Origin of the sequence: Paraburkholderia fynbosensis, assembly GCF_902859935.1 — a bacterium.
GTDB classification, from domain to species: Bacteria; Pseudomonadota; Gammaproteobacteria; order Burkholderiales; family Burkholderiaceae; genus Paraburkholderia; species Paraburkholderia fynbosensis.
In genome coordinates this window covers 125,848-151,994 of the sequence record NZ_CADIKI010000014.1, presented here as the reverse complement: position 1 = coordinate 151,994, position 26,147 = coordinate 125,848, and the positions used below count along the sequence as shown (strand labels likewise).

The 26,147-nt window shown below is 65.3% G+C and carries 25 protein-coding genes; 8 read left to right on the top strand and 17 right to left on the bottom strand.

The window, feature by feature from the left end; genetic code table 11:
- Window positions 1–8 precede the first annotated feature (8 nt).
- From HV770_RS23060 to HV770_RS23030, 7 genes are all read right to left on the bottom strand, one after another.
- The gene (locus HV770_RS23060) at window positions 9–767 is read right to left on the bottom strand and encodes a 4Fe-4S dicluster domain-containing protein (protein WP_175163298.1); all 759 of its coding nucleotides are present in this window, start codon (window positions 765–767) and stop codon (window positions 9–11) included.
- 86 nt (window positions 768–853) lie between these two features.
- Entirely contained in the window at window positions 854–3,775 is a 2,922-nt protein-coding gene (locus HV770_RS23055; protein ID WP_175163296.1) for a molybdopterin-dependent oxidoreductase, read from the bottom strand.
- 183 nt (window positions 3,776–3,958) lie between these two features.
- On the bottom strand, window positions 3,959–4,957 hold the full coding sequence (locus tag HV770_RS23050; protein WP_175163294.1) for an Ldh family oxidoreductase: 999 nt from the start codon (window positions 4,955–4,957) through the stop codon (window positions 3,959–3,961).
- A gap of 41 nt (window positions 4,958–4,998) precedes the next feature.
- Window positions 4,999–5,994 carry a hydroxyacid dehydrogenase gene (locus tag HV770_RS23045; protein ID WP_175163292.1) on the bottom strand — a complete coding sequence of 332 codons (996 nt, stop codon included), beginning with the start codon at window positions 5,992–5,994 and terminating at the stop codon, window positions 4,999–5,001.
- Window positions 5,995–7,347 (bottom strand): C4-dicarboxylate transporter DctA, encoded by a 1,353-nt coding sequence (dctA, locus tag HV770_RS23040; RefSeq protein ID WP_175163291.1) that lies wholly within the window; start codon window positions 7,345–7,347, stop codon window positions 5,995–5,997.
- A gap of 204 nt (window positions 7,348–7,551) precedes the next feature.
- On the bottom strand, window positions 7,552–8,727 hold the full coding sequence (locus HV770_RS23035) for a UxaA family hydrolase (RefSeq protein ID WP_175163289.1): 1,176 nt from the start codon (window positions 8,725–8,727) through the stop codon (window positions 7,552–7,554).
- A gap of 77 nt (window positions 8,728–8,804) precedes the next feature.
- On the bottom strand, window positions 8,805–9,149 hold the full coding sequence (locus HV770_RS23030; protein ID WP_246291102.1) for a UxaA family hydrolase: 345 nt from the start codon (window positions 9,147–9,149) through the stop codon (window positions 8,805–8,807).
- A 598-nt stretch (window positions 9,150–9,747) separates the two neighbouring features.
- Between HV770_RS23030 and HV770_RS23025 the strand changes: the two genes are divergently transcribed.
- From HV770_RS23025 to HV770_RS23010, 4 genes are read left to right on the top strand one after another with little or no spacing between them, the layout of a single operon-like run.
- Complete coding sequence (locus HV770_RS23025; RefSeq protein WP_175163287.1) at window positions 9,748–10,767, top strand: ABC transporter substrate-binding protein; 1,020 nt, start codon at window positions 9,748–9,750, stop codon at window positions 10,765–10,767.
- Between the two features lies 1 nt (window position 10,768).
- On the top strand, window positions 10,769–11,566 hold the full coding sequence (locus HV770_RS23020) for an ABC transporter ATP-binding protein (protein WP_175163285.1): 798 nt from the start codon (window positions 10,769–10,771) through the stop codon (window positions 11,564–11,566).
- Window positions 11,559–12,464: an ABC transporter permease gene (locus tag HV770_RS23015; RefSeq protein WP_175163283.1), complete on the top strand. Its 906-nt coding sequence runs from the start codon at window positions 11,559–11,561 to the stop codon at window positions 12,462–12,464. Before HV770_RS23020 ends, HV770_RS23015 begins: the two co-directional genes overlap by 8 nt.
- A 35-nt stretch (window positions 12,465–12,499) precedes the next feature.
- Window positions 12,500–13,417: a LysR substrate-binding domain-containing protein gene (locus HV770_RS23010; RefSeq protein WP_175163281.1), complete on the top strand. Its 918-nt coding sequence runs from the start codon at window positions 12,500–12,502 to the stop codon at window positions 13,415–13,417.
- Here the strand turns inward: HV770_RS23010 and HV770_RS23005 are convergent.
- Genes HV770_RS23005 through HV770_RS22980 form a run of 6 tightly spaced genes read right to left on the bottom strand, consistent with a single transcriptional unit; the run spans window position 13,348 to window position 18,176 of the window.
- Window positions 13,348–15,084, bottom strand: a complete 1,737-nt coding sequence (locus HV770_RS23005; RefSeq protein ID WP_175163279.1) for an L-aspartate oxidase — start codon at window positions 15,082–15,084, stop codon at window positions 13,348–13,350. The two genes, HV770_RS23010 and HV770_RS23005, sit on opposite strands and share 70 nt — an antisense overlap.
- Window positions 15,085–15,105: 21 nt before the next feature.
- Window positions 15,106–15,765: a fumarate hydratase C-terminal domain-containing protein gene (locus HV770_RS23000; protein WP_425497468.1), complete on the bottom strand. Its 660-nt coding sequence runs from the start codon at window positions 15,763–15,765 to the stop codon at window positions 15,106–15,108.
- Complete coding sequence (locus HV770_RS22995) at window positions 15,755–16,672, bottom strand: fumarate hydratase (protein ID WP_425497467.1); 918 nt, start codon at window positions 16,670–16,672, stop codon at window positions 15,755–15,757. Before HV770_RS22995 ends, HV770_RS23000 begins: the two co-directional genes overlap by 11 nt.
- 24 nt (window positions 16,673–16,696) lie before the next feature.
- Window positions 16,697–17,104: a succinate dehydrogenase, cytochrome b556 subunit gene (gene sdhC, locus HV770_RS22990; protein ID WP_175163275.1), complete on the bottom strand. Its 408-nt coding sequence runs from the start codon at window positions 17,102–17,104 to the stop codon at window positions 16,697–16,699.
- Entirely contained in the window at window positions 17,101–17,445 is a 345-nt protein-coding gene (locus HV770_RS22985; protein WP_175163273.1) for a succinate dehydrogenase/fumarate reductase transmembrane subunit, read from the bottom strand. The genes sdhC and HV770_RS22985 overlap by 4 nt, the downstream gene beginning before the upstream one ends.
- On the bottom strand, window positions 17,442–18,176 hold the full coding sequence (locus HV770_RS22980; RefSeq protein WP_175163271.1) for a succinate dehydrogenase/fumarate reductase iron-sulfur subunit: 735 nt from the start codon (window positions 18,174–18,176) through the stop codon (window positions 17,442–17,444). Before HV770_RS22980 ends, HV770_RS22985 begins: the two co-directional genes overlap by 4 nt.
- Window positions 18,177–18,441: 265 nt before the next feature.
- Here HV770_RS22980 and HV770_RS22975 point away from each other — a divergent pair, with 265 nt between their 5' ends.
- The gene (locus HV770_RS22975) at window positions 18,442–19,200 is read left to right on the top strand and encodes a GntR family transcriptional regulator (RefSeq protein WP_121321719.1); all 759 of its coding nucleotides are present in this window, start codon (window positions 18,442–18,444) and stop codon (window positions 19,198–19,200) included.
- Window positions 19,201–19,260: 60 nt separating this feature from the next.
- On the opposite strand, the gene HV770_RS22970 is transcribed toward HV770_RS22975, so the two are convergent.
- The gene (locus HV770_RS22970) at window positions 19,261–20,193 is read right to left on the bottom strand and encodes a 2-hydroxyacid dehydrogenase (protein ID WP_175163412.1); all 933 of its coding nucleotides are present in this window, start codon (window positions 20,191–20,193) and stop codon (window positions 19,261–19,263) included.
- Window positions 20,194–20,470: 277 nt separating this feature from the next.
- On the opposite strand from HV770_RS22970, the gene HV770_RS22965 reads away from it, so the two are divergent.
- Complete coding sequence (locus tag HV770_RS22965; RefSeq protein WP_175163269.1) at window positions 20,471–22,006, top strand: sensor domain-containing diguanylate cyclase; 1,536 nt, start codon at window positions 20,471–20,473, stop codon at window positions 22,004–22,006.
- A gap of 144 nt (window positions 22,007–22,150) precedes the next feature.
- On the opposite strand, the gene HV770_RS22960 is transcribed toward HV770_RS22965, so the two are convergent.
- Entirely contained in the window at window positions 22,151–22,453 is a 303-nt protein-coding gene (locus tag HV770_RS22960) for a putative quinol monooxygenase (protein ID WP_121321715.1), read from the bottom strand.
- Window positions 22,454–22,725: 272 nt separating this feature from the next.
- Here HV770_RS22960 and HV770_RS22955 point away from each other — a divergent pair, with 272 nt between their 5' ends.
- A complete protein-coding gene (locus tag HV770_RS22955; RefSeq protein WP_175163267.1) occupies window positions 22,726–23,154 on the top strand; it encodes a VOC family protein in 429 nt (142 codons plus the stop codon).
- Here HV770_RS22955 and HV770_RS22950 read toward each other — a convergent pair.
- Both HV770_RS22950 and HV770_RS22945 read right to left on the bottom strand, forming a co-directional pair.
- Window positions 23,151–24,551, bottom strand: coding sequence for a heavy metal sensor histidine kinase (locus HV770_RS22950; protein WP_175163265.1), 1,401 nt, complete (start codon window positions 24,549–24,551; stop codon window positions 23,151–23,153). The genes HV770_RS22955 and HV770_RS22950 overlap by 4 nt on opposite strands.
- Complete coding sequence (locus tag HV770_RS22945; RefSeq protein WP_175163262.1) at window positions 24,548–25,219, bottom strand: heavy metal response regulator transcription factor; 672 nt, start codon at window positions 25,217–25,219, stop codon at window positions 24,548–24,550. The genes HV770_RS22950 and HV770_RS22945 overlap by 4 nt, the downstream gene beginning before the upstream one ends.
- A 249-nt stretch (window positions 25,220–25,468) precedes the next feature.
- Between HV770_RS22945 and HV770_RS22940 the strand changes: the two genes are divergently transcribed.
- Window positions 25,469–26,101, top strand: coding sequence for a hypothetical protein (locus HV770_RS22940; RefSeq protein ID WP_175163261.1), 633 nt, complete (start codon window positions 25,469–25,471; stop codon window positions 26,099–26,101).
- The last annotated feature ends 46 nt before the right edge of the window (window positions 26,102–26,147 follow it).

Genomic DNA, 26,147 nt, shown 5'->3' with positions numbered 1-26,147 from the left:
ATGCGCGTTTAGATGCGCGTCGCCATCGACGCGAGATGCAGTTCGCCGCGCTCAAGTTGCGCGTCGAGCGAAGCGGGCGCGAGAGCCGCGTCGGTGGCGGACGAGCCGGCCGCTTTGCACGAGCACGCGTCGCTGCCGCAGTTCGACGCCGCAGTGGGCACACGCGGCAGATAATGATTCGCGGGCCGGGTGTTCCACTCGGGCATCAGCTGATAGCCGCCACGCTCCTCGATCGCTTTCGACACCACCGACTGCGGATCGTGAATGTCGCCAAAGAGCCGCGCCGAAGTCGGACACGCGAGCACACAGGCCGGCTGCCGATCGCGTTCGCTGAGATTTTCATCGTGAATGCGATCCACGCACAACGTGCACTTGGTCATCTCCTTGCGCGCTTCGTCGAGTTCGCGCGCGCCGTACGGGCACGCCCACGCGCAATACTTGCAGCCGATGCAGCGGTCGAAATCGACCAGCACCAGACCGTCTTCCTTGCGCTTGTAGCTCGCCCCGGTCGGACAGACCGGCACGCACGGCGGGTCCTCGCAGTGCAGACACGATTTTGGAAAATGGATCGTCTCCGCATCCGGGAAACTGCCGGCTTCGAAACTCTGCACGCGGTTGAAGAAGGTGCCGGACGGGTCCGCGTCGTACGGGTTCAGGTCGGCGAGACTGCCCGATTCGCCCGACGTGTTCCACTCCTTGCAACTCGTCACGCACGCCTGGCATCCCACGCACACGTTCAGATCGATCACCAACGCCATCTGGGTCATCTAAAGCTCCTTGCCGCTGCCAGTGAGACGATGCTTGCGCCGACCTTGTTCCTGTCGCTGACCGTGGTGCGGCGTGACCTGGGCCGCTACTTCCGCCGGTTCGCACCCCGCAGCCGCGCCGCGAACTCGCCTCGTCCCGCGAAGTACGTTTGCACGATCCGCGAGACCACGCCGTTCGAACCCGGCAGCGCGGGCATCGTGTCGAATTGCGGCAACGTGTGCCGCGCATCGGCTTCAGCCGGATAAATCCGCACGCGTACGTCGTACCACGCGGCCTGGCCAGTCACCGGATCGGAGTTCGACAGCCGCGAGTCCGCTGGGTCGCGACCGGGCAGTTCGTCGGTGATCAGGTGATTGAGCAGGAAGCCGCGCCGCGCTTCGTTCGCGCCCGGGCCGAGATTCCATGCGCCCGCCGCTTTGCCGATCGCGTTCCACGTCCACACGGTGCCGGGCTCGACAGTCTCGCTGAAGCGCGCCATGCAGCGCACGCGGCCCCATTGCGATTCCGCGTAAATCCAGCCGCCATCCGCGATGCCGTTTTCGGCGGCCATCAGCGGATTCATGTACAGATAGTTCTCCCCATGAATCTGCCGCAGCCATGCGTTCTGCGAGTCCCACGAGTGGTACATCGCCATCGGCCGCTGCGTCACGGCAGCGAGCGGGAAGCGCGCGAGATCGGTCGCCGCGCTTTCGAGCGGCGCGTACCAGAACGGCAGCGGATCGAAATACTTTTCGACTCGCGCGCGCAGATGATCCGGCGGCTGCCTGCCGCTCGTGCGTCCTTGCGCGGCGAGCCTGAACTTCTGCATCACATCGGAGTACAGCTGGATCAGGATCGGCTCGTTGAACTTTCTGAAGCCATGCTTGACCGCCCAGTCGAGATACGGGCCATTGCAGTTGCGCATGTACTGCAGCGTCTCGGGCAATCGGTAATGGAACACGCAATTGTTCTTCGCGTACTGTTCCCATTGCTTGGGATTCGGTTCGCCCACCAGCGCCTTGTCGCCATCCTTGCCGCGCCAGCCGATCAGAAAGCCGACGCCGGAGTCCGGCGCGGTCGTGTGATTGACGATGAAGTCGGGATAGTCGCGAAAGCGCCGCGCGCCGTCGGCGGTGGTGAACGCAGGAAACTTCAGCCGCGACGCGAGTTCGATCAGCACTTCCTGGAACGGCTTGCACTCGCCCGTCGGCGGCACGACCGGCACGCGCACCGAATCCACCGGGCCGTCGAATTCGGAGATCGGTCTGTCGAGCATCGACATCGCGTCGTGCCGTTCGAGGTAGGTCGTGTCCGGCAGGATCAGATCGGCGAACGCCGTCATCTCCGACTGGAATGCGTCGCACACCACGAGAAACGGAATCTTGTACTCGCCGTTAGCGTGCCTGTCGGCGAGCATCTCACGTACTTTCATCGTGTTCATCGACGAATTCCACGCCATGTTGGCCATGAAAATCATCAGCGTGTCGACCGGATACGGGTCGCCGCGCCACGCGTTGGTGATGACGCTGTGCATCACGCCATGCACGGCGAGCGGATATTCCCACGAGAACGCCTTGTCGATGCGCACCGGGCCGCCGTGTTCGTCGATGAACAGATCCTCGGGCGCGGCGGGCCAGCCGAGCGGGCCGTTCGCGAGCGGCGTGTTCGGCTTGACGGCGTCGGGACTGTTCGGCGGTTTGGCCGAGGGCGGCACCGCGCGCGGAAACGGTGACTTGTGGCGAAAGCCGCCGGGACTGTCGATCGTGCCGAGCAACGACATCAGCACCGCGAGCGCGCGGATCGACTGGAAGCCGTTGGAGTGCGCGGCGAGCCCGCGCATCGCGTGAAAGGCCACCGGATTGCCTGTGACCGTTTCGTGCGTTTCGCCCCATGCATCGGTCCAGCGGACCGGCAATGTGATGCGGTGCTCGCGGCTCGTCTGGATCATTTCGCCCGCGAGACGGCGAATCGTGTCCGCCGCGATGCCGGTGATGCCGGCGGCCCACTCGGGCGTGCAGCCGGCCACGCGCTCGCGCAGCAATGCGAACGACGGCGTGACCGGCGTGCCGTCGTCGAGCGTGTAGCGGCCGTCGAGCGCGGGCGTCACGCCGGGAGCATGATGAGGCACCGCGCGTCCGGCTTCGGCATCCCACCACACATGATTCTGCGGAAACAGCGGATTGCCGGCGGGTCTCTCCCGATCACGCACGAACAGGCCGAAGTTTTCGCTGGCCTCGTCGAGATCGACGAGTTCCGCCGCGTTCGTATAGCGGCGCACGAACTCGTGATCCCACGCATCGGCGGCGATCAGTTCGTGCAGGAACGCCATGAAGAGCGCACCATCGGTGCCGGGTTTGATGGGCACCCACTCGTCGGCGATCGCCGCGTAGCCGGTGCGGATCGGATTGATCGCGATGAAGCGGCCGCCCGCGCGCTTGAACTTCGAGATCGCGATCTTCAGTGGATTCGAGTGATGGTCTTCGGCGGTGCCGATCATGAAGAACAGTTTCGCGCTGTCCAGATCCGGGCCGCCGAATTCCCAGAACGAGCCGCCTATCGTGTACATCATGCCCGCCGCCATGTTGGCCGAGCAGAAACCGCCATGCGCGGCGTAGTTGGGCGTGCCGAACTGCTTCGCGAAGAGGCCTGTCAGCGCCTGCATCTGGTCACGGCCTGTGAAGAGCGCGAACTTCTTCGGATCGGTCGCGCGGATCGCGGCGAGGCGCTTTTCAAGCACGTCGAAGGCGACCTCCCACGATACCCGCTCGAACTGGGCACTGCCCCGCTGCGCACCGGCCTTGCGCATCAACGGCTGGGTCAGGCGCGCGGGCGAGTACTGCTTCATGATGCCCGAGGCACCCTTCGCGCAGATCACCCCCTGATTGAGCGGATGCTCCGGATTGCCGTCGATGTAACGCACCTCACCGTCGCGCAGATGCACGCGGATGCCGCAGCGGCACGCGCACATGTAGCAGGTGGTGGTCTTGATGTCGAGCCGTTCGTTCTGCGTGCGGGCGTGGTGTTCCATGTGGAATCTCCGTCGCTGCTGCGGGGGTGTCGAAGCGGGATCGTGCAATACCGACCATCCTATTCGCCCTGGCGTCAGAAGGGAAATCGCGATTCGCGACGGAAACTATCCGCGCTGCCGATAGTTTCCGTCGGGCTTTCAGTAGGACGCTGTGTCAATCACGGGCTGACTGGCGATGCGCGCTCAATCGCGTCCCTGCAGTTGCGCGATCAGCGCGTCCGGGATCTCGACGCCCTCCTGCTGCGCCGTCCTCGCGAGGCTTTCGCGCCGATAACCCGGCAAGCGCACATCGTCGTCTTCGAGCATCATCGCGATCAACGCTTCCACGCGCGACAGATAAGCGTCGTCGCCGGCGAGCGCCCCCGGATCGATCGCCCAGAACAGATGGCCGATGCGCGAGCGTTCACCTTCCTCGGTCAGGAACGAGCCCGCTTCATAACCGAAGTTCGCGCCGGTGAGCGCCGCCGCCAGCAATTCGACGACCAGCGCGAGCATCGCGCCTTTCGCGCCACCAAACGGCAACATCATGCCGTCGAGCGCAGCGCGCGCGTCGGTGGTCGGCAAGCCGTCGCGGGTGGTCGCCCAGCCTGCGGGAATCGGCTTGCCGTCGCGCGCGGCGATCGCGATCTTGCCGCGCGCGATCTGCGACAGCGCGAGGTCGATCACAAGCGGCTCGCCCTTGCGACGCGGGAACACCGCCGCGATCGGATTGGTGCCGAACAGCGCGCGCCGGCCGCCCCATGCCGGCATCGCCCCCGGCGAATTGCTGAACGCGAGCGCGACCATGCCTGCTTCGCCGAGCGCGGCGAGATGAGCCGCGCCCACGCCGAAGTGATGGCTGCGCTTCACGCCCGCCACCGCGCTGCCGAATTGCCGCGCGCGTTCGATCAGCGTCGACACCGCGAGATCGCAGGCCGGATACGCGAGACCGTCCGCGGCGTCGATCAGCACGCTCGCGCCGCGATCCGCGACGATGGCCGCTTGCGCGGCGGGATCGACGCGGCCGTTGCGCAACTGCGCGCAATACATTGGCAGGCGCGACACGCCGTGGGACGACAAGCCGCGCAGGTCAGCATAGACCAGCGCGCGCGCCGTCGAGTCAGCGGTTGCCGGCAACGCGCCGGCGCGGCGCAGTGAGCCGACGGCAAGCTCGGTGAGTGCGTCGGGAAGCAGTCGGGCCATCGATCATTCCTCTGGTTCAGTGGGTTCAGGGGGCCTCAGTCCTACAGGGCCCCTGGCATCGCGTTCGCGTCGGCGACCGGGTCGGTGTCGGGTGATGGGTTCGTCAACGCAGCGGCCACCCGGTCGGCGACGAGCGAACTCACGCGCTCGTTGGCCTGCCTCGTCAAGCCGGCAATATGCGGCGTGAGAATCAGGTTCGGCGCATCGGCGAGCGGCGAGCCGCGCCGCAACGGTTCGTCCTCGAAGACGTCGAGCGCGGCGCCCGCGAGGCGCCCTTCACGCAGCGCCGCAGCGAGCGCGTGTTCGTCGAGCGTGCCGCCGCGCGCCGTATTGATCACGATCGCGCCGTGCCTGAGGCGCGCGATGCGCCCACTATCGAGCAGATGGCGCGTCGCCTCGCACAGCGGCACGTGCAGCGTGACGACATCGGCGAGCGCAAGCGCATCGTCGAGCGCCATGGCGCGTGCGCCGGTGCTGCGCCAGCACGGCGCGGCGGCGGGCTGCTGCGGATCGTAGCCGACTATCGTCATGCCGAGCCCGCGCGCCAGCCCGGCGACCCGCTGGCCGATGCCGCCGAAGCCGATTACCGCCAATACGCTGCCGGCGGCTTCCCGTCCGCTCGACAAAGCCTCGCGCGGCCATGCGCCCGCCGCGACCTCGGCGCTGTGCAGATACGCGCCGCGCAGCAACACGAGCGCGGCAGCGATCACGTATTCGGCGACGGCTTGCGCGTTCGCGCCGGTGGCCGGAAACACGGCCACGTTGCGAGCCGCGCAGGCGGCGAGATCAAGATTGTCGAGGCCGACGCCGAGCCGTCCAACCACGCTGAGGCTCGCGCCGGCATCGAGCAGCGCCGCCGTGACCTGGGTGCGATTTCGCACGATCAGCGCGTGCGCATCGGCCAGTTCGGCGGCAAGCCGCCCGGGCGTCTCGAACAGCGTGGGATCGAAGCGCACGTCGAAGCGTTGCCGCAGCGTGTCGATCGCCGCTTCGTCCATGAACTCGCTGATAACGATCTTCTTCGCGACGGTCGTCATTTAGCTGCCCTTCCCCGCCGCGAGGCGGCTGGTTTCGTCGAGAACCGGGTGCGCCGCGTGCGGCTTCGGCTGCGGTTGCCGCGGCAGTTGAACCTGCGCCTGCACTTCACGCGGCGCGGCGAGGAATTCGCGTGCCGCCCGCGCATCGAATGCGCCTTCCCAGCGCGCGACCACCAGCGTCGCCACCACGTTGCCGATCATGTTGGTCAGCGCGCGGACTTCGTTGAGCACGCGGTCGACGCCGAGAATCAGCGTGATGCCCGCCACCGGAATGATGTTGTGGGTCGACAGCGTGGCAGTCAGCGCGACCAGCGCCGCGCCCGCCACCCCCGCGCCGCCTTTGGACGTCAGCATCAGGATCGCCAGCAGCCCGATCTGTTGCATTAGCGTCAGGTGCGTGTTGGTGGCCTGCGCGATGAAGAGCGAGGTCATCGTCAGATAGATCGCCGCGCCGTCGAGGTTGAACGAATAGCCGGTGGGCAGCACAAGGCCGACGATCGCGCGCGGGCAGCCCATGCGTTCGAGCTTCTCCATCAGACGCGGCAGCACGGATTCCGTGGTGGACGTGCCGAGTACGATCAGCAGTTCCTCGCGGAAGTAGCGCAGAAGCGGCCACAGCCCCACACCGGCCCAGCGCGCGGCCGCGCCGAGCACGATCGCGATGAACAGGATGCTGGTGATGTAGAAGCACAGGATCAGCAGGCCGAGTTGCTGCAACGTGCCGATGCCGTACTTGCCGACCGTGAACGCGATCGCGCCGAACGCACCGAGCGGCGCGAGCCGCATGATCATCTCGACGATGCGCATGAGCGTGTCGCCGAACTGCTCGATGCCGCGCATCAGCAAGCGGCTGCGTTGCGACATGATCGACAGCGCAATGCCGAACAGCACCGAGAACAGCAGCACCTGCAGCAGATCGCCACGAGCGAACGCGCCCACCACCGAGTTCGGCACGATCATGTCGATGAAGCCCGACGAGCTCACGTGCGCGTCCGCCACGTAATGCGACATCGCGTGGGCATCGAGCGAAGCGGGATCGATGTTGAGTCCTTCGCCCGGGCGCAGCACGTTCGCGACGACGAGGCCGAGCACGAGCGCGATGGTGGTCACGACCTCGAAGTACAGCAGCGTCTTGAAGCCGACGCGGCCGACCTGCTTCAGGCTTTCCATGCGAGCGATGCCCACCGACACGGTGCAGAAGATCACGAGCGTGATCAGCATCTTGATGAGGCGAATGAACGTATCGCCAAGCGGTTTCATTTCCACGCCGAACCTAGGCCAGAAATAACCGACGAGAATACCCGCGGCAAGCCCGATCAGGACCTGCACGTAGAGATGTTTGAGCACGCGCAAGATGGTGTCTCCTCCACTCGCTGCTGCCAGATGTCGAGCCGGCGCCGCTGCCGCCTGAAATGCCGGCACGGGCGGGCGTCGCGGCCAGTCTCCGTGCCGGCGTGCGCCGGGATGTGGGGTCCGCTCCATTCGTGGCTGGCGGGCTCGCCTACTGATCCTGCAAAGCGAGACTACCAGATGAACGCAGCGGCCAGACCGCCGCAATCAGGCGCTTTCGAACAGACGCGTCAGCACGAACTCGCGATGACCGAGCGCTTCCGCCGCGGTGAAGCGGCCGTTGATCGTCGCCATCATGCATGCGAGCAGCTTGTCGCCGCTCTGGTCGAGATTCTGCTCGCGCTGCAGGATGCCGGTCACGTCCACATCGATATGTTCGCCCATGGTGCGAACCGTGCGCGGATTCGCGCAGATCTTGATGACCGGCACGATCGGATTGCCGATCACGTTGCCCTGCCCGGTCGGGAAGAAATGCACCGCGAAGCCCGATGCCGCGCACAGCGTCACCATTTCGGCGGCCGCCGACGACGAGTCCATGAACCACAGCCCCGCATGCGTCGGCTCCTCGGCTTTGTCCAGCACACCGTCCACCATGCACTTCTTGCCGATCTTCTGGATGTTGCCGAGCGCCTTCTCTTCGATCGTGGTCAGGCCGCCCGCGATGTTGCCCTTGGTCGGCTGCGACTCGGAGAGGTCATCCGTTTTCCAGCGGTTGATCATCTCCTGATAGCGGTCGAACATGAACTGGAAGCGCTCGCGCACGCCGTCGTTCGCGCAGCGCGCGGCGACGATCTGCTCGCCGCCGGTCAGCTCCGAGGTCTCGCCGAACACGAGCGTGGTGCCGAGGCCATACAGTTTGTCGAACGCATTGCCGACGGTCGGATTCGCGCCGCAGCCCGACGTGGTGTCCGACTCGCCGCATTTGGTCGACACCCAGAGATCCGAGATCGAACATTCCTCGCGATCGAGCGACGTCGCGTACTGCACCATTTCTTTCGCCGCCTTCGACGCCCGCATGATCGTGTCGTGATCGCCGTGCAGTTCGATGCCGAAGCCCATCACCGGCTTGCCCGTTTTCGCAATGCCGTCGACCACGCGCTTGGTCCAGCCTTCCTCGATGCCGATCACGATCACCGCCGCGACGTTCGGATTGCTGCCCGCGCCGATTAGCGTGCGGAAGTGCAGATCCAGATCGGCGCCGAACTGCAGCCGCCCATACGGATGCGGCAGCGCCATGGTGCCCTTGATGTTGTGTTCGACCGCTTGCGCCGCGGCGTTCGACAGATCGTCGACCGGCAGGATGATCACGTGGTTGCGTACGCCCACGCGGCCGTTGTCGCGACGATAGCCGCGGAAAGTCGTATCCAGGTCAATCACGCTCATGGTGTCTCTCTCGTTCGGGTTGGTGCGGCTCGATTCCGCGAAGTGATAGTGCTCGCAGCGTGGTGCGGCAACGCCGCTTACCAGCGCTTCGTCTTGATGTTGTGCACGTGCGCGTGCTCGCCGGCCTTGATCGGCGCCACCACCTTGCCGATGTCCACGCCGTACTTGAACACCGTATCGCCAACGGCCATGTCCTTGAGCGCCACCTTGTGACCGATCGGAATGTCCTGCTTCGCCGGGAAGCTGACGATCTCGTCGTCGTCCATGATCCATGCGTTGAGTTGCGTGCCCGCCTTGATGCCCTCGACGACCGCCACGCCGACTGTGTCCTTCGCTTCGTGCAGAACGATGTGGATCGTCTTGCGTTCGGGCGACGCACCCGCTGCCGGGGTGCTGTTGATGTCTGCCGTGGGATTGCTCATTAGCGTCTCCGTTCGTGTGATGAATGCGGTGGGGTGCCGCCGGGGCAACGCGCTCGAAACGCGCTGGGGTGAAACCGATAGTAGGCGGCGACTCGGCATATGTCAACTAGGTCATCTATATGTGTTAGAGGAGTGTTTTCCACTATGCCGCGCGGCTGGAGGCCTGTGACGCCCGTACCAAAGCGGCTGCGCGCCGATCCTTCGAGACCGCCGCGCGATCTCGCGTTTCCCCGAGTTTGATTTCGCCTACATCATCGCCTAGACTCCACACTCATACAGATGACCTAAATCACACCGATCATCTCGAGGCGGCGCGAGGCGCTTCCCGAGGCATCGGAAAAAAGCCGAACGCATGCCGGCGCCCTGTGCGGGCAAAACGTCACGCCGCGCACCGCCGGCCACTGGAGACACGCATGATGCTTGCCCCACTCTTCACGGCGCTCACGCTATTCGCGCCAGCGCCGTTTTCCCCGTCATTCATTCAGGCGCGCGCGCCCACGCTCACGTCCTAGCGGCCCTACCCCTGCTCGCCCCGCTTTCGACCGATCTTCCCCACCCGCGCCGCGACGGCGCTCCACCAACATAGGGTGTGCCAGCCATGAACGTGCAGAGACTGTTTCGAACGATCGGCGTGAGCTGCGTCCTGTCGGCCATGCTCGCCGCCGGTGCCGCGCAAGCCGAACTGAGCGAGGTGAAGATCGCGCGGCAATACGGCGTGAGCTACCTGCCGCTGATGATCATGCAGGACCAGAAGCTGTTCGAGAAACACGCGGCGCAGGAGGGCATCAAGGATCTGAAAGTGTCGTGGGTCGAGTTCGCAGGCGGCAACGTGATGAACGACTCGCTGCTCTCCAACTCGTTGCAGATCGCCTCGGGCGGCGTCGCACCGCTCGTGCTGCTGTGGTCGCGCACCGCCGGCACGCCGGTCGAGGTCAAGGCGCTCGCCGCGATCAATTCGATGCCGCTGCTGCTCAATACGACCAACGCGAAAGTAAAGACGCTGAAGGACTTCACCGGCCAAGACAAGATCGCGTTGCCGGCGGCCAAGGTGTCGATCCAGGCAATCACGTTGCAGATGGCCGCCGAAAAAGCATTCGGCGCGGGTAACCAGGGGCAGCTCGATAAATACACCGTGTCGCTCTCGCATCCCGATGCGCAGCAGGCGCTGATGTCCGGCAACAGCGAGGTCACCGCGCATTTCGGTTCGCCGCCTTTCCAGGAGCAGGAGTTGCAGAAGCAGAACGTGCATACCGTGCTCAATTCGTACGACGTGCTCGGCGGCAAGTCGAGTTTCAATCTGGTCTGGTGTACGACGCGCTTCTATCAGGAGAACCCGAAACTCACGAAGGCCTTCATGGACGCGCTGAATGAATCGCAGGCGTGGATCAATCACGACAAGCACGCGGCCGCGGTCGCCTACCTGCGGATCTCGAAGGAAAAGAGCAGCGTCGAGGACGTGGAAAAAATGATCACGTCGCCCAACGTGTCGTTCACCACGGTCCCGCAGAACACGATCAAATACGCCGACTTCATGGCGCGCACGGGTCTGATCAAAAAGAAGCCCGCTTCGTGGAAGGACATGTTCTTCCCCACCGCTCAATCCCTGCAAGGAAGCTGACATGCGCGCCGCGACCCAAGCCACGCCTTATCCCGACACCGCGCCACTGCTCGCCGTGCGCGGCGTGACGCTGCAATACAAGACCCCGAAAACGCTCGTGATGGCGACCTACCGCGTCGACTTCGAAGTGTTCAAGAGCGATCGCTTCGTGCTGCTGGGGCCGTCCGGTTGCGGCAAATCGACCTTGCTGAAAAGCGTCGGCGGCTATCTCGCGCCGACCGAAGGCACGATTTCGCTCAAGGGCAAGACCGTCACGCGGCCGGGCCCCGACCGGATGATGGTGTTCCAGGAATTCGACCAGCTATTGCCGTGGAAAACGGTGCGGCAGAACGTGATGTTCGCGCTGCAGGCCTCGCATCGGCTGCACGGCAAGGAGATCGATGAGCGCGCGATGCATTACATCGAGAAGGTCAATCTCGCGTCGTTCGCCGACAGCTATCCGCATACGCTCTCGGGCGGCATGAAGCAGCGCGTCGCGATTGCGCGCGGCATGGCGATGGAGCCCGACATCCTGTTGATGGACGAACCGTTCGCCGCACTCGACGCGCTCACGCGCCGCAAGATGCAGGACGAACTGCTCGCGCTGTGGGAGGAAACGCGCTTCACGGTGCTGTTCGTCACGCATTCGATTCCGGAGGCGATCAAGGTCGGCAGCCGGATTCTGCTGCTGTCGCCGCACCCGGGCCAGGTGAAGGCCGAACTGGAAACGGCGAGCACGCCGCAAGAGGCTATTGCGCTCGAAAAGCGCATCCAGCACATGCTGTTCGAAGACGAGATCGAGAGGGCGGAAAATGTCTGACATGCTTACCCATGACGGTTCCGGTCAGCGCGACGCGCGTGCTCTCGTGCGACGCTCCGAGGTGGTCCGCGAGCCGGCGCAAACGCGCGAGTTCAGCGTCGTCGAAAAGCCGCTGTCGCCGTTCGAGCGGCTCTACAACCAGGCGTGGATACGCAAGCTGATCATCCTGCTGCTGCTCGCGGGCGTGTGGGAGATCTATGGCCGCGTGCTGAACAATCCACTGCTCTTTCCGACGTTCAGCGCGACCATCGAGGCGTTCTTCAAGAGCATTGCGAGCGGCGAGTTGCCGGGCAAGGCGTGGGCGTCGATCCATGTGCTGCTGATCGGCTACGCATGCGGGATCGTGCTCGCGGCCCTGCTCACGGCGGCGGCGATCACCTCGCGCATTGGCACCGATTTTCTGGAGACGATGACCTCGATGCTCAATCCGTTGCCGGCCATCGCGCTGCTGCCGCTCGCGCTGATCTGGTTCGGCCTCGGCAACGGCAGCCTGATCTTCGTGCTGGTGCATTCGGTGACCTGGTCGGTCGCATTGAATACGCACTCGGGGTTTCTGTCGGTGAGCAATACGCTGAAGATGGTCGGGCGCAACTACGGTCTGCGCGGCGGCCGCTACGTGTGGCGGATTCTCGTGCCCGCCGCGTTTCCGAGCATCCTGACCGGGCTGAAGATCGGCTGGGCCTTCGCGTGGCGCACATTGATCGCGGCGGAACTGGTGTTCGGCGTGAGTTCGGGTTCGGGTGGTCTCGGCTGGTTCATCTACGAGAACAAAAACCTGCTCGACATCGCCAATGTGTTTGCCGGACTGTTCACGGTGATCCTGATCGGACTCGCAGTCGAGAACCTGATTTTCCGCGTGCTCGAGCGTCATACGGTGCAGCGCTGGGGCATGCAATGAACGTGACCTGACGAACGAACCGAACCGGGGCCGCTTTGAGCGCAATCCGCTATTTCGTGACATTTCTGTCGGTGGCGCGGCACGGTTCGTTCGCGGCCGCCGCTGAGGAAGTATGTCTCACGCAGGCCGCGGTCGGCTTGCAGATGCGCTCGCTCGAACGCGATCTCGACCTCGTGCTGTTCGATCGCGCGGCGCGTTCGGTGTCGCTCAGCGCGCAGGGCCGCGCGGTGCTGCCGCTCGCGGAAACGCTGGTGGCCAACTACCGGCAGATTCTCGCGACCGGCGACGCCGGCGAACTGTCCGGCACGGTGCGCGTGGGCGCGCTGGTGTCGTCGCTGATGGGCGCGTTCGCCGACGCGATGCTCAAGCTCAAGCAGCGCTATGCAGGGCTCGATCTGAAGCTGTTCACGGGTTTGTCGAGCGACTTCGCCGCGCGTGTTGAAAGCGGCGAACTGGATGCGGCGATCGTCGCGCAGTCGCCGTCCGCGTTGCCGGCCGCGCTCAAATGGACCATGCTGTACAGCGAGCCGATGGTGTTCATCTCACCGGCGGGCGCACCGCACGCGTCGATCGACGCGCTGCTCGAAGAACCCTTTATCCGCTTCGACCGTCACACGTGGACCGGCGTGTTGGTCGACAATGCGCTGCGCCAGCTCGGCACGGCGCGCAACGAAATCATGGAGTTGAATTCGATCGAAGCGATCACGGAGATGGTGCGGCGCGGCTTCGGCGTGTCGATCGTGCCGCTGCTCGCCAACGCGAACTGGACCCGCGAGTCGGGCCTGCAGGTGACGCCTTTGCCCCAGCGGGTGACGCCACGCCGGGTCGGCCTGCTGGAGCGGCGCGACCATCCGCGCGAGGCGTTCACGGACGCGGTCAAGCGTCATTTCATCGACACCGCCGAGCTTTCCTCTTCGAGCAACGACTCGCCTGGCCGAACCCGCGTGAACTGAACGCGCTGGCGGCTCGCGGCGAAGCGCTCGCCTTCGAGGCGCAGGCACATGTATTCGGAAGTGTCCAGATCGCCCGCTTCCGGAAAGTCCTCGCGATAATGCGCGCCGCGCGAGTTCTCACGCAGCAGCGCGGATTCGGTGATTGCGCGGCTCACGAGGATCAGGTTGCGCAGATTCATCCAGTCGTGCCACGACAGATTGAAGCGCAAGTCGCGGCCGTCGACGCCGGTCTGTTCGAGCTGCGTCTCCAGCTCGCCGAGCTGGCGGCGTGCGCGTTCGAGCCCCTCGGCGTCGCGCAGAATGCCGACGTCGTTCCACATCACCTCGGCGAGCGCGTCGCGGATCGCTTCCAGGTCGCCCGACGGCTGGTGCAATGGACGCGTGCAACGCGCCATGGCCGCGTTGAGCGCGTCCGTGTCGGCGGTGGCGAAATAGCCGTGGCGCGGCACCCAGGCGGCCAGCGTGTCGCCCGCAATGCCGCCGAACACCGTCGAATTCGCCACGCCATTGCCGCCCAGCCGGTTCGCGCCATGCACGCCGCCGGCATCCTCGCCGGCGACGAACAGGCCCGGCAGCGTAGTCGCGCACTGCGCGTCGAATACGACGCCGCCCATCATGTAGTGCGCGGTCGGCACCACTTCGACGAGGCCCCCCGCCAGATCGAAACCGCAATCGGCGCAGCGCTCGACCATGCCCTTGAACTTCTGACGCACGCTGTCCGCGCCGAGGTGATGCATCTGCAGATAGACGCCGCCGTTCGGCGTCGCGTGCCCGGCGCGCAATTCGCGAAAGATGCTGCGCGACACCACATCGCGGGTCGCGCGTTCCGCGCGCGGATCGTACGCCTGCATGAAGCGCTCGCCCGCGCCGGTCAGCAGATAGCCGCCCGCGCCGCGCAAACCCTCTTCCAGCACGGTGCCGGTCATACGCGTGCCGCCGCCCGCGAGCAATCCGGTCGGATGAAACTGCACCATCTCCATGTCCCGCAGCGTAAGGCCGGCGCGCAGCGCCATCGCCATGCCGTCGCAGCTCTTGTCGCCGCTCGGCGTGTGGTAGCGATACATGGTCGGGCCGCCGCCGGTCGCGAGCAGCACCGCGCGCGTGCGCACGAACACGAATTCGCCGCTGCGCATGTCGATCATCAGCACGCCGGCGAGCGTCGCCCCGTCGCGGCTGCGGATGAACTCCACCGCGCGATGGTCTTCGAGCCGCTCGATGCCGCGCGCCCACACCTGCTCCGCGAGCCGGTTGATGATCTCGATGCCGGTCTGGTCGCCCTTGTGCACGGTGCGGTCGAATGTCTGTCCGGCGAACGCTTTCTGCCGCACCGAGCCGTCCGGATTGCGGTCGAAGAAGCAGCCCAGTTCGTTTTCGAGTTCACGAATCCGTTCGAGCGCGCCCGTCACCAGCATCCACGCGAGGTCCTGATTCGAAAGCCACTTGCCGCCTTCAATCGTGTCCATGAAGTGGCGCTCGACCGAATCGCCCGGCGCGAGCGCGACGTTGTAGCCGCCCTGCACCATGCGCGTACAGCCGCATTTGCCCAGCAGCCCTTTGACAGCAATCGTGATGCGCAATTGCGGCGCCGCGGCCTGCGCGTGCAAGGCGGCGAACAGACCCGCACCGCCGCTGCCGAGAATGAGGATGTCGGTATCGAACTGTTTCATTGCGATGCGCTCTCCGATGCCTCAAGCGCGAATGCCGAGCGACGCGAGCACCGCGTCGCGCTGCGTGCGCGTGTTCTGTTGAACGGTGCTGTAAAGGCTGCCGCCGTGACTGTCCATCGCGACCAGCAGCGGCCCGAAGTGATGAATGCGCAAACGCCACAGCGACTCCGGGTTGAGATCGTCGAGATCGACGTCTTCGATCTGCTCGATCCACGTGGTTTCGAGCGCCGCCGTGCCGCCGACGATCGCGAGGTACACGCCGCCGAACTGCGCGAACGCCGCGCTCGACGCTGCGCCGAGCCCGCCTTTGCCGATCACTGCGCGCACGCCGTAGGTCTGCATCAGCGGCGCGGTGAAGCGCTCCATGCGCATTGACGTCGTCGTGCCGATGCACACCGGCTCGTAGCCCGCCGGATGCTGCGGCGAGACGTCGACGCGCCGCACGTTCGGCGCGGTATGGATCACCGCGTGGCCGCGCAGATCGAAGCGCGTGGCGCGGCCGTGATCGAACATGTGAATCTGGGTGGCGTCGCGAATGCCGAACAGCGTGCGGTTCAGCGTGACCGTGTCGCCTATGCGCAGCGCGCGGATCTGCGCTTCGCTCGCTGGCATGTCGAGCGTGTGATGCGTGCCGTTTGTCGGTGCGTTCAACGGCGTGCTCATGGACGTTTCAGTAGCCATACTCGACTCCCTGCGCGCTCAGCGTGGCGCGCGCGCGCCGCGCCGAATGACACTGCATGTTCACCGCGACCGGGTTCATCGTGATGTGCGTCGCCGCCAGTTCGACGTGTACCGCGAACGCGGTGGCATCGCCGCCGAGGCCCTGCGGCCCGACGCCCAGCTGATTGACCGCCGCCGACATCTGCCGCTCCAGCGCGGCGCCGTGCTCGTCGTCGCAGTGCGTGCCGAGCGGCCGCGTGGCCGCCCGCTTCGCCAGCGCGACGCACAGGTCCGAGGTGCCGCCGACGCCCACTCCGACGATCGTCGGCGGACAGGTCTTGCCGCCCGCCTCGACCACGCAGTCGATCACGAAGCGCCGGATCGCATCCACCCCTTCGGCCGGAATCGCCATGCGCAGAAACGAGTTGTTCTCCGAGCCGCTGCCTTTCGGGATCATTTCGATCGACAGCGTGCCCGGCGTCGCGTCGAAATCGATGTGGATCACGGGCACCCCGACGCCGCACGAATTCTGCTCGTTGTGCCGCGTGAGCGGATGCACGACCGACGAGCGCAGCGGATGCTCATGCGTGGCACGCGCACAGCCGCGGCGGATCGCCGCCTTCAGGCGCAAGCCGTCGAAGCGCACACCCTCACCTAGCGTAACGTTGTAGATCGGCAGGCCGGTGTCCTGACACAGCAGATTGTCGGTCTGCTCGGCCACCACGATGTTCTGCCGCATCGTGCCGAGCACGCGGCGCGCGGTGTCGTTGCGCTCGCTGGCTTCGAGCTTCGCAATGCCGTCCTTCACGTCCGGCGGCAACTGCTTGAGCGAACGGATATACAAGGTGCTGGCGATCTCCTCGATCAAGCCGTAGTCGACGGTGAAGTCCGTCATGTCCTGTGTCGTTTCCATCGTGGTCGTTCCCATTGAAGCCTCTTCAAACGCGCGCGTTCACAATGTCAGCGAAAGCGCAAATGCCATCCCGATTACGAACGCGCCGCCCGCGGTCAGCGCGATCAGATCCTTGCGCAAGCCGCTCCACGGCCGGAACTCGATCAGCAGCAGCCGCACCCCGCCGATCAGATGCGCGGCGAGCAGCGTGACCAGCCCCCACTCCGCGAACACGAAGCCCGGCGCGCGCGTGGCGGCGAGAAACGATTCGAAACGCGCGGCGCCGTTCAGCGCGGTGCCGAGCGCCCAGAAATGCGCGGGCAGGAAGAACGCCAGCGCAAGACCGGACAGGCGGTGCACGAGAAAAGCCCACCACGCGGGATGATTGCGCGCGCGGAAGTCAAGCCGGCGGCCCGGCGTGGCGGCGCGTGGATGGGCGGTTTGGTTAGCACGGGTGGTGGAGTTCATGCCGGCACGCCCACGATCAATCCATAGACCGCGCGCAAGCCCGCCAGCGCCAGGCCGACGCCGATCAGCACGCTCGCGCGCGCCGCCCAGACACCGCGCCAGTTCAACCACTCGTCGGCGATACGGCGCAGGCCCACTGGAACGTGCAGCGCCGCGGCGATCACGAAGATCGCGTAAAACAGGCCCCATGCGACATTGCCATGCAGACGCGCGATCACGTCCACCGCGCGCAGTCCGCCATGCACGACCCAGATCATCGTCGCCAGATGAATCGCGACGCACAGCGTCAGCACCATCGCGGACAGGCGTTGCAGCCACCATGCGTCGAAGGTCCGGTTCATTGCCCGCCTCCGGTTGGCCGCGTGCGCCCCGCGCGTTTGAGGCCAGCGATGCTCGCCGTGGGCGCCAGCGCTTTCGGGCAGCGTTCAGTGCATGAGCCGAGGGTGTGGCACGAGTGGCAGCCGGCGTCGGTGGCGACCGCGTCGTGGCGGGCGCCCTGCTGCACGTCGCGCACGTCGTTGACGAGCGTCCACGCGCGATTGAGGGCGGCCGGCCCGAGATAGTCCGGTTTCCAGCCGACCACGTCGCAGCTCGCATAGCAGACGCCGCAGCCGATGCACTCGATGGCCGCATCCGCGGCCTGCCGTTCGGGCGACGCGGGATCGACCAGTTCGAGCGGTGCGCAGCGATCACGGTTGCCCGCGAAATAGCCCTTCGCCTCGCGCCATTTGTCGAAAAACCGCGTCATGTCGACCGCCAGATCCTTGACGATCGGCAGATGGTTGAGCGGCGCGATTTCGAGCACGTCGCCGGGGCGCCGCAGCACCTGCGCGACGTGCGTGCGACAGGTCCAGCGCGCGCGGCCGTTGACGGTCATCGCGCAGGAACCGCACATGCCGACACGGCACGCGAAACGGTAGGACAGCGTGGCATCGATACTGCGCTGGATGTGCGTGACGGCGTCCAGCACGGTCTGGCTCGCGCGGCGCGGCACCTCGAACGGCTCGAAGGCACCGTCTTCGGCTCCGCGCCAGACGCGCACGCTCAGCATGTCGCTGACGGATGGCTGCATAGGGTGATGGCCCGATAGTCCTATGGTTCTGTGGGAACGGCTGCTGACCATCAGGTTAGGCCCACGTGCGCGTGCGTGAAAAGCCAGTAATTCTTGGCGTGAGGACAAGAGATTTTTGGGCAACGGGAAGGGCCCGAAGCAATGTCGCGACGAACCGACAGAATCTATCTCATCTAGATGTGCTAGATGACTTTGTCGTTTAAAATCGGGGCGGGTCCAACTCTAGCGAGCGGCGTCGCGCGACTCGCGCATTGCAGAGGTTTTCATGAGCACGCTCGCCATCAATCCGCCCGCCCTCGGCGGCACGCGGTACAAGGAAGTCAAAAGCGCGATCCTCGCCGCGCTCTCGGCCGGCGAATGGAAAGGCGGCGAATGCATTCCTTCGGAAAAGCGCCTCGCCGAACGCTTCGGCGTGTCCATCGGCACGCTGCGCAAGGCCATCGACGAACTCTGCGCGGAAAACATCCTGATCCGTCATCAGGGGCTCGGCACCTTCGTGTCGATGCACCAGCGCGACCGGCATTTTTTCCGCTTCTTCCGGATCGTGCGGCGCGACGGCGACAAGGCCTATCCGGTCGTCACGCTGATCGACTTCAGGAAGGCGCGGGCGTCGCGTGAAGTGGCGGCCGCGCTCGGCATCGAGACCGGCGCGCGCGTGTTCCAGTTCGTCAACGGCCTCGCGCTGCATGGCAAGACGGTACTGATCGAACACATCACCGTGCCGGAAGCGCACTTTCCGGGCCTCACCGAAACGAAGCTGCGCAACCGGCCGAACACGCTGTACAACTTCTATCAGGACGTATTCGGCATCAACGTGGTCGAGACCGATGAACGCGTGAGCGTCGCGCTCGCGAACGACATCGAGAGCGAGCAACTCGGTGTCGAGGTCAGTGCGCCTTTGCTGGAAATCCGCCGGATCGCCTATTCGTATCACCGCAACGCGGTCGAGTTGCGAGTGTCGCGGCTCAACACGGCGGAGTACGAGTACATCGGCGCGCGGCCTGGGCGGGATGAGGAGAAGTAGGCGACGCATGGACGGCAACGCGCCTGCACCGTGCGCGCTGCCCCGTACATCATGCGTCGGTCAGATCGGCGTCAACACCGGCTCGCCCGCGAAATGGCGTTTCACATTGCCCAGAAAATTCTCGACCGAGGCGGTAATCGCCTCCGGCGAACGGCCACCCACATGCGGCGTGAGCACCACGTTGCGCAATGTCAGCAAAGCCTCGGGCGGCTGCGGCTCCCCTTCGTAGACGTCGAGCCCCGCGCCGGCAATGGTCCCCGAGGTCAGCGCGCGCGCCAACGCGGCCGTATCCACCACACTGCCGCGCGACACATTGACGAGAAAGCCCTGCGGACCGAGCGCCTCCAGCACGCTTGCATCGATCAGGTGCCGCGTGCCCGCTCCACCGGGCGTCGCCACCACCAGCAAATCGCACCATTGCGCGAGTGCCTGCACGCTGTCGAAGTAACGCAGCGGCGAGCCTTCACACGGCTGACGATTGTGATAGCCGATCTCCATGTCGAATCCCGCGCCCCGGCGCGCGACCTTCTCGCCGATATTGCCGAGGCCGACGATCCCCAAACGCTTATGCGACACGCTTGATTGCAGAGGCAGCGTATCGCGCCAGACGCCCATGCGGGTGGCCTGATCGAGTTGCGGCACGTCGCGCACGACCGCGAGCAGCAAGGCGAACGCATGATCGGCCACGCAATGATCGTTGGTGCCCGCGCCGTTGACGAGCACGATGCCGCGCGCACGGGCGTGGTCGACGGCGAGGTTTTCGTAGCCGGCGCCCAAGGCGCTGACCAGTTCGAGCTGCGGCATCCGGTCGATCGCCGCGGCGCTCAGGCCGATCGTGCCGTTGGTCAGCACGGCGCGGATCGTCTCGCCGTGCGCGGCGATCGCGGCGTCGTGCTGCCCGGTATCGGGCACATAGACGACGTCGAACACCGCTTCGATATTGGCGCGGCTTGCATCGCTCAAGTGGATCAGGATCAGCAGGGATGGCTTCATGACGGCGTGATGGTTGACGACGTGGTGGGTGAAATCCATGGCCGTCGAGTGTAGCAAGGCTCGGAAATGCGTGCTGCGGACATGGGCCTGTTTGCGCTAGCTCTTACCGTTCGTTCCTTACGCCCCTCGCATCACGCGCGCAGCGCCTCAGGTCCCCTGCCCGCCCGGCCGTTATCCTGTTGGACAGAGTTGCGCAAAACGATGCGTCGCTGGTCTTTCTTTTCAGCTGATGCCGAACCCGTCTTAAAATAGCGGCAACTTCGATCCCGAGACCCTCATGCTCGATATTGTCCCGCACGGCTCCGCGCCCGCAAAAAGCGCCCCGAAGGAAACGTCCTTGGGGAACAACCCCACGGCGGCCTCCCTGGGCGACGATTCCGAAATGTTCGGGCTTGCGCCCGTCTCGCTCTGGCTCGAAGACTTCAGCGGCGTGCGCACCCTCTTCGATACATGGCGGGCCGCGGGCGTGACCGATCTGCGCGCACATTTCGCCGACGATCCACGGCGAGTTGCCGAATGCGCGCATAGCATCCGCGTGATCAAGGTCAACCAGAAGACGCTCGAACAGTTCGAAGCCGCGGATTTCGACGCGCTGACCAGCAATCTCGCCTCGGTGTTTCGCGACGACATGCTCAAGACCCACCTGGAAGAACTTTGCCAGTTGTGGGAGGGCCACGCACAGTTCACGAGCCAGACCGTCAACTACACGCTCGGCGGGCGCCGCCTCGACGTGCTGCTCAAGGGCGCCGTGTTGCCCGGTCACGAGGCCCGCTGGGACCGCGTGCTGGTGTCGGTCGAGGACATCACCGAGCTCGAAGGCGCGCGCCGGCGCGTGACGCTTGCCGAGCAGTACGTGCGCGGCCTCTTCGAGCATTCGCCGGTGTCGTTGTGGGTGGAGGATTTCAGCGCGGTCAAGCGTCTGCTCGACGGTGCGCGGGCGGCCGGCATCGCCGATTTTCGCGTGTTCACCGACGTGCATCCCGAGTTTGTCGAACGCTGCATGCAGGAGATTCACGTGCTCGACGTGAACCAGCACACGCTCGACATGTTCGCCGCGAAGGACAAGCAGACCCTGCTCGCGCATCTGCCCGACGTGTTCCGCGACGACATGCGCCCGCATTTCCGCGACCAGTTGATCGATCTGTGGGACGACAAACTGTTCCAGCAACGCGAGGTGCTCAACTATTCGCTCGGCGGCAGCGAGGTGCACGTGCACCTGCAATTCTCGGTGCTGCCGGGCCACGAGCAGAACTGGGACCTGGTGCTGGTCGCGCTCACGGACATCACGGCGCGCAAGAAGGCCGAAGCCTATCTGGAGTTCCTCGGCAAGCACGACGTGCTGACCAAGCTGCGCAACCGCTCCTTCTACGTGGACGAACTGAACCGGCTCGAACGCAAGGGTCCGTGGCCGGTGACGATCATCATGGCCGATCTGAACGGCCTCAAACGCGTGAACGACCAACTCGGCCACGCCGCCGGCGACGCGCTGCTAAGGCGCGCAGGCGAAGTGCTCGCGAAGGCCATGGAGTCGCCGTTTCACGCGGCGCGCATCGGCGGCGACGAGTTCGCGATCCTGATGCCGAATACCGACGAGCGCGGCGGCGCGGCGATGATCGATGCGATCCGCCAACTCGTGGAGATGAACAACCAGTTCTATCCGGGCTCGCCGCTGAGCTTCTCGATGGGCGCGGCGACCTGCCAGCGTGGCGACCGGCTCGAATCGGGCGTGCGGCGCGCCGACCTGCTGATGTACGAGGAAAAGCGCGCGCACTATGCAAACCAGCCGGCTGCGAATGCGGCCAGTGATGGTTAGCGCCGGTGGTTAAGAGCCGGCGTTTGAAACCTTGACGGCGTTCAGACGCGGCGTGGCGACGTGACGGCAAGATGGGTCTGCGGCCATGTCGGTGATCGTGTCCGCGGCTTTCTCAGCACATGGGAAGCTCGACACGCCACCCGATCACCCCGGCAACTTCGCCGCCAGCACGTCCACCTTGTTGATGCTCGGCGGCGACGCGAGCAACTCGCCCGCCTGGGCCATCAGCGCGGCCGCCACCTTGCCGTTCAGATGCGCGTCACGGCCGGCTTCGTCAGGAAAGGCGTCGAAAATGCCAAAGCTGGACGGTCCCAGCTTCAGAGCGAACCACGCGGTGGTGGCCGGCTCCTGTTCGACGAGCGGCAGGCCGCCGAGCAGAAACGCCTCGACTTCTTTTTCCTTGCCGGGCTTGGCTTCGAGATGAACGTACAGAGCGAGTTTGACCATGACACGACTCCTGAGGTGAGACGCAGGCAATGAAATCGCTTTGCGAACCTGCGCAAAGCGCGCGGAAGCCGGCTCGAATGTTTCGCTATCCGATCAGTGAGTATAGGCCGGCCCGCGCGAGTGCAGGGCCTGGGCCGAGGCGAACAATGCGGGAGAGCGCGTCCGGATGAGAGCCTGCGCATCGCGCACGCCGGTCATCAGATGGAGCGCAGAATGAACGCGAGCAAGCCGCACCGGACGAGCCCGAACCGCGTCAACGAGGAGCGACACCCATGCTGTCCCACGTATTCGTCGGCATTACCGATTTCGAGCGCGCTTTCGATTTTTATCAGGCGCTGATGGACACGCTAGGCCTGCCACTGAAGTTCCGCGAGACAGACCGGGGCTGGGCAGGCTGGATGCCGGCCGATGCGCCGCGTCCGTTGTTCCTGATCGGCACACCCTACGACGGCCGCCCTGCCGAAGCCGGCAATGGCCAGATGATCGCCCTGCTCGCCGCCGATCGCCCGACGGTCGATCGCGCCCATGCCGCCGCGCTCGCGCACGGCGGCGCCTGCGAAGGGCCGCCGGGCTTGCGGCCGCACTATCACGCGAACTACTACGGTGCCTACTTCCGCGATCCCGACGGCAACAAGCTATGCGTCTGCTGCCATGACCCGCAAGCGCCTGGCCCGTCAGCGGTTGCGCAAGCTGGCAACTAGACGGCCGGAAAGCGCAACTCGAAGCGCACCACGCCCGGCGCTGGACACCCCGCGCGCGCGGTACCGCCATGCAGATGCATGATCGCCTTGACGATCGCGAGCCCCAAGCCGTTCGATTCGGTGAACGCGCTGCGCGCCGCATCCGCGCGATAAAAGCGATCGAACAGACGGTCCAGTTGCGCCTCGGGAATCGGTTCGCCCTCGTTTTCGACCACCACGGTGGCGCCCGCTTCGTCCTGCGTGCCGCGCAAGCGCACGACCGTGTCGCTTGCGCCGTAGCGCACCGCATTGACGACCAGATTGTGGATCGCCCGGCGCCACAGCAGCGGATTGACCGAGGCCACGCCTTGCGCGTCGACTTCGAAGCGCATGCCGCGTTCGTCGGCGGGACCTTCGAAATAGTCTGCGATCCTGACGAGTTCCGCGCGCAGATCGACCGGCTCGCGTTCGACGGACAGCGCCGCATGATCCGCATGCGCGAGAAACAGGATGTTCTCCGCGATATGGCTCAAGCGGTCCAACTCTTCGAGATTCGATTCGAGCAACTGCTGATATTCGTCGGGCTCGCGCGGCTTGGCGAGCGTCACCTGCGTCTGGCCGATCAGCGCGCCAATGGGCGTGCGAATCTCGTGCGCCAGGTCGGCGGAAAACTGTGACAGGCGTTGATAGCCATCGGCGAGACGATCGAGCATCGCATTGAATGCGTGCGTGAGCTGCCGCAATTCGACCGGCGCGGCGTCGCTGTCGAGCCGCACGGACAGGCTCGCCGGGCTGATCTGCGCAGCCCGCGCGGCAATCGCGCGAACCGGGCGCAGCGCGCGGCGCAGCACGTACCAGGCGAGCAGCGTGGCGGCCAGCATGCCGCTCAGCGTCGCGAGCAAGATGCGATTGCGGTACGCGGCGAGCATCTGCACTTCCTGAGTCATCGGGTGCCCGGCGATCACTTCGACTTCGGCGCCGTCCTCGCGCGCTCTCGCGGTGGCGATCGCCCAGTGCACCGGCACGCCGTTCGGCAAGCGCGTCTGATGGATGTCGGCGAAGCCCGGCGGGCTGTCCACAGCGCCGGCCGGCAGCGCGGGCACCGCGACCTTCGCAGGGTTCACGTCGACGAATGGCGCTTCGCCGGGACGCCGAAACAGCAGCACGTCCTGCTCCGCGCCGAGCATGGTCTCGAACAGCAGCGGCCGGCTCTTCAGTTCGCTCACCGAATACAGGTCATGCACGATCCGGCTGAAATGCTCGACGCGGCCGTTGAGCACGACGTCGGCGCGGCGTTGCAGCGACACTTGCGCGGAGTGATAGAAATACGCGCCGAGCGTGCCGATCACGAGGCACGCGATCAACGCGAACAGCGCCGTGGTGCGCGCCGTCAACGAGCGCTCGGTCCAGAGTTTCATGCGCCGTCGCCAAAGGTGTAGCCGATGCTGCGCACCGTGTGGATCAGCTTCTTCTCGAACGGATGATCGATCTTGGCGCGCAGCCGTTTGATCGCGACATCGACGACGTTGGTGTCGCTGTCGAAGTTCATGTCCCACACTTCCGAGGCGATCTGCGAGCGCGACAAGGCTTCGCCCTGGCGGCGCACGAGCAGATGCAGCAGCATGAATTCCTTGTTGGTGAGCGGAATGTCGATGCCTTCGCGCGTCACTTTGCGGCGCAGCACGTCGAGCTTGAGATCGGCGACTTCGAACACGTCGCTCTCGCGGATCACGCCACGGCGTAACAGTGTGCGAATGCGCAGCACCAGCTCGGTGAAGGAAAACGGCTTGACGAGATAATCGTCCGCGCCCAGTTCGAGACCGCGTATGCGGTCGCTGACGTGATCGCGCGCAGTCAGAAAGATCACCGGCAGATCGCGCCGCGCGCGCAGCGCACGCATGATTTCCCAGCCGTCGATGCCGGGTAGCATCACGTCGAGCACCACGAGGTCGTACGCGCGTTCGAGCGCCATGTGCAGGCCGTCCGTGCCGGTGCGCGCGAGATCGACCGCATAGCCGCTCTCGCGCAAGCCTTTCTTCAGATAGTCGCCGGTTTTCGGATCGTCTTCGATGACGAGAATGCTCATGGTGCTCGGTGCTCCAACTCGGGCTATGGCTCGCGGCCCGGCTCGGGCCTTGACCTGGGCCGCGATTCCAGCGGTAACTCAACAGCGCGCTGCCCGGTGCGCAAACAACCGCACGCCGGACGTGCCTGACGCGGCCATTCTACGTGGCAGCGGCATGCCGTTCATGACGTTTTTGTCATCTATGCGTCACGCTCGCGAGCCGATTCATGGCTAATCTGGCGGGACCGTTCACCACCCTGGAGCAGACTCATGAAGATCGTTTCGGCGCATGCATTGCGCGCATTCGTCGCCCCCGCCCTCGTCGCCGCCGCATTCCTTGCGACCGCGAGCGCGGCGCAAGCCCAAAACGCGGCGCCCACCGGCGTGCGCGGCACGGTGACGTCGCTCTCGGGCGATCTGCTCAAGGTCCATACGCGCGACGGCAAGGACGTCGACGTGAAGCTCGCGGCGGATACGCCGATTCGCGGCGTCACGCTTGCCAACGTCAACGACATCAAGCCGGACAGCTATGTCGGCACTGCCGCGATTCCACAAGCCGACGGCACGCTGAAAGCGCTCGAAGTCCACGTGTTTCCGGCCAGCATGCGCGGTTCTGGCGAAGGCCATCGTCCGTGGGATCTCGGTTCGAACAGCACGATGACCAACGGCACGGTCGGCTCGCTCGTGGTTAGCAATGGCCGCACGATCACCGTGAAGTACAAGGACGGCGAAAAGAAAATCGTGATTCCGCAAGACGTGCCTATCGTCAGCCTGCAACCGGGCGACCGCTCGCTGCTGGTGCCTGGCGCCAAGGTCGTGCTGTTCGCGCACAAGGAAGCGGACGGCTCGATGGCGGCGAACTTCATCTCGGCCGGCGAGCACGGCGTAACGCCGCCGATGTAAGGGCGCGGCGCAGGCTTTCATCGATCACCCAGGCAGCCGCGCTCTT

Excerpts from the sequence above, each read along its gene's own strand:
- HV770_RS23060 (WP_175163298.1), bottom strand. The coding sequence starts at position 767 with ATGACCCAGATGGCGTTGGTGATCGATCTGAACGTGTGCGTGGGATGC.
- HV770_RS23055 (WP_175163296.1), bottom strand. The coding sequence starts at position 3,775 with ATGGAACACCACGCCCGCACGCAGAACGAACGGCTCGACATCAAGACC.
- HV770_RS23050 (WP_175163294.1), bottom strand. The coding sequence starts at position 4,957 with ATGGCCCGACTGCTTCCCGACGCACTCACCGAGCTTGCCGTCGGCTCA.
- HV770_RS23045 (WP_175163292.1), bottom strand. The coding sequence starts at position 5,994 with ATGACGACCGTCGCGAAGAAGATCGTTATCAGCGAGTTCATGGACGAA.
- HV770_RS23035 (WP_175163289.1), bottom strand. The coding sequence starts at position 8,727 with ATGAGCGTGATTGACCTGGATACGACTTTCCGCGGCTATCGTCGCGAC.
- HV770_RS23030 (WP_246291102.1), bottom strand. The coding sequence starts at position 9,149 with ATGAGCAATCCCACGGCAGACATCAACAGCACCCCGGCAGCGGGTGCG.
- HV770_RS23025 (WP_175163287.1), top strand. The coding sequence starts at position 9,748 with ATGAACGTGCAGAGACTGTTTCGAACGATCGGCGTGAGCTGCGTCCTG.
- HV770_RS23020 (WP_175163285.1), top strand. The coding sequence starts at position 10,769 with ATGCGCGCCGCGACCCAAGCCACGCCTTATCCCGACACCGCGCCACTG.
- HV770_RS23015 (WP_175163283.1), top strand. The coding sequence starts at position 11,559 with ATGTCTGACATGCTTACCCATGACGGTTCCGGTCAGCGCGACGCGCGT.
- HV770_RS23005 (WP_175163279.1), bottom strand. The coding sequence starts at position 15,084 with ATGAAACAGTTCGATACCGACATCCTCATTCTCGGCAGCGGCGGTGCG.
- HV770_RS23000 (WP_425497468.1), bottom strand. The coding sequence starts at position 15,765 with ATGGCTACTGAAACGTCCATGAGCACGCCGTTGAACGCACCGACAAAC.
- HV770_RS22995 (WP_425497467.1), bottom strand. The coding sequence starts at position 16,672 with ATGGGAACGACCACGATGGAAACGACACAGGACATGACGGACTTCACC.
- sdhC (WP_175163275.1), bottom strand. The coding sequence starts at position 17,104 with ATGAACTCCACCACCCGTGCTAACCAAACCGCCCATCCACGCGCCGCC.
- HV770_RS22985 (WP_175163273.1), bottom strand. The coding sequence starts at position 17,445 with ATGAACCGGACCTTCGACGCATGGTGGCTGCAACGCCTGTCCGCGATG.
- HV770_RS22980 (WP_175163271.1), bottom strand. The coding sequence starts at position 18,176 with ATGCAGCCATCCGTCAGCGACATGCTGAGCGTGCGCGTCTGGCGCGGA.
- HV770_RS22975 (WP_121321719.1), top strand. The coding sequence starts at position 18,442 with ATGAGCACGCTCGCCATCAATCCGCCCGCCCTCGGCGGCACGCGGTAC.
- HV770_RS22970 (WP_175163412.1), bottom strand. The coding sequence starts at position 20,193 with ATGAAGCCATCCCTGCTGATCCTGATCCACTTGAGCGATGCAAGCCGC.
- HV770_RS22965 (WP_175163269.1), top strand. The coding sequence starts at position 20,471 with ATGCTCGATATTGTCCCGCACGGCTCCGCGCCCGCAAAAAGCGCCCCG.
- HV770_RS22960 (WP_121321715.1), bottom strand. The coding sequence starts at position 22,453 with ATGGTCAAACTCGCTCTGTACGTTCATCTCGAAGCCAAGCCCGGCAAG.
- HV770_RS22955 (WP_175163267.1), top strand. The coding sequence starts at position 22,726 with ATGCTGTCCCACGTATTCGTCGGCATTACCGATTTCGAGCGCGCTTTC.
- HV770_RS22950 (WP_175163265.1), bottom strand. The coding sequence starts at position 24,551 with ATGAAACTCTGGACCGAGCGCTCGTTGACGGCGCGCACCACGGCGCTG.
- HV770_RS22945 (WP_175163262.1), bottom strand. The coding sequence starts at position 25,219 with ATGAGCATTCTCGTCATCGAAGACGATCCGAAAACCGGCGACTATCTG.
- HV770_RS22940 (WP_175163261.1), top strand. The coding sequence starts at position 25,469 with ATGAAGATCGTTTCGGCGCATGCATTGCGCGCATTCGTCGCCCCCGCC.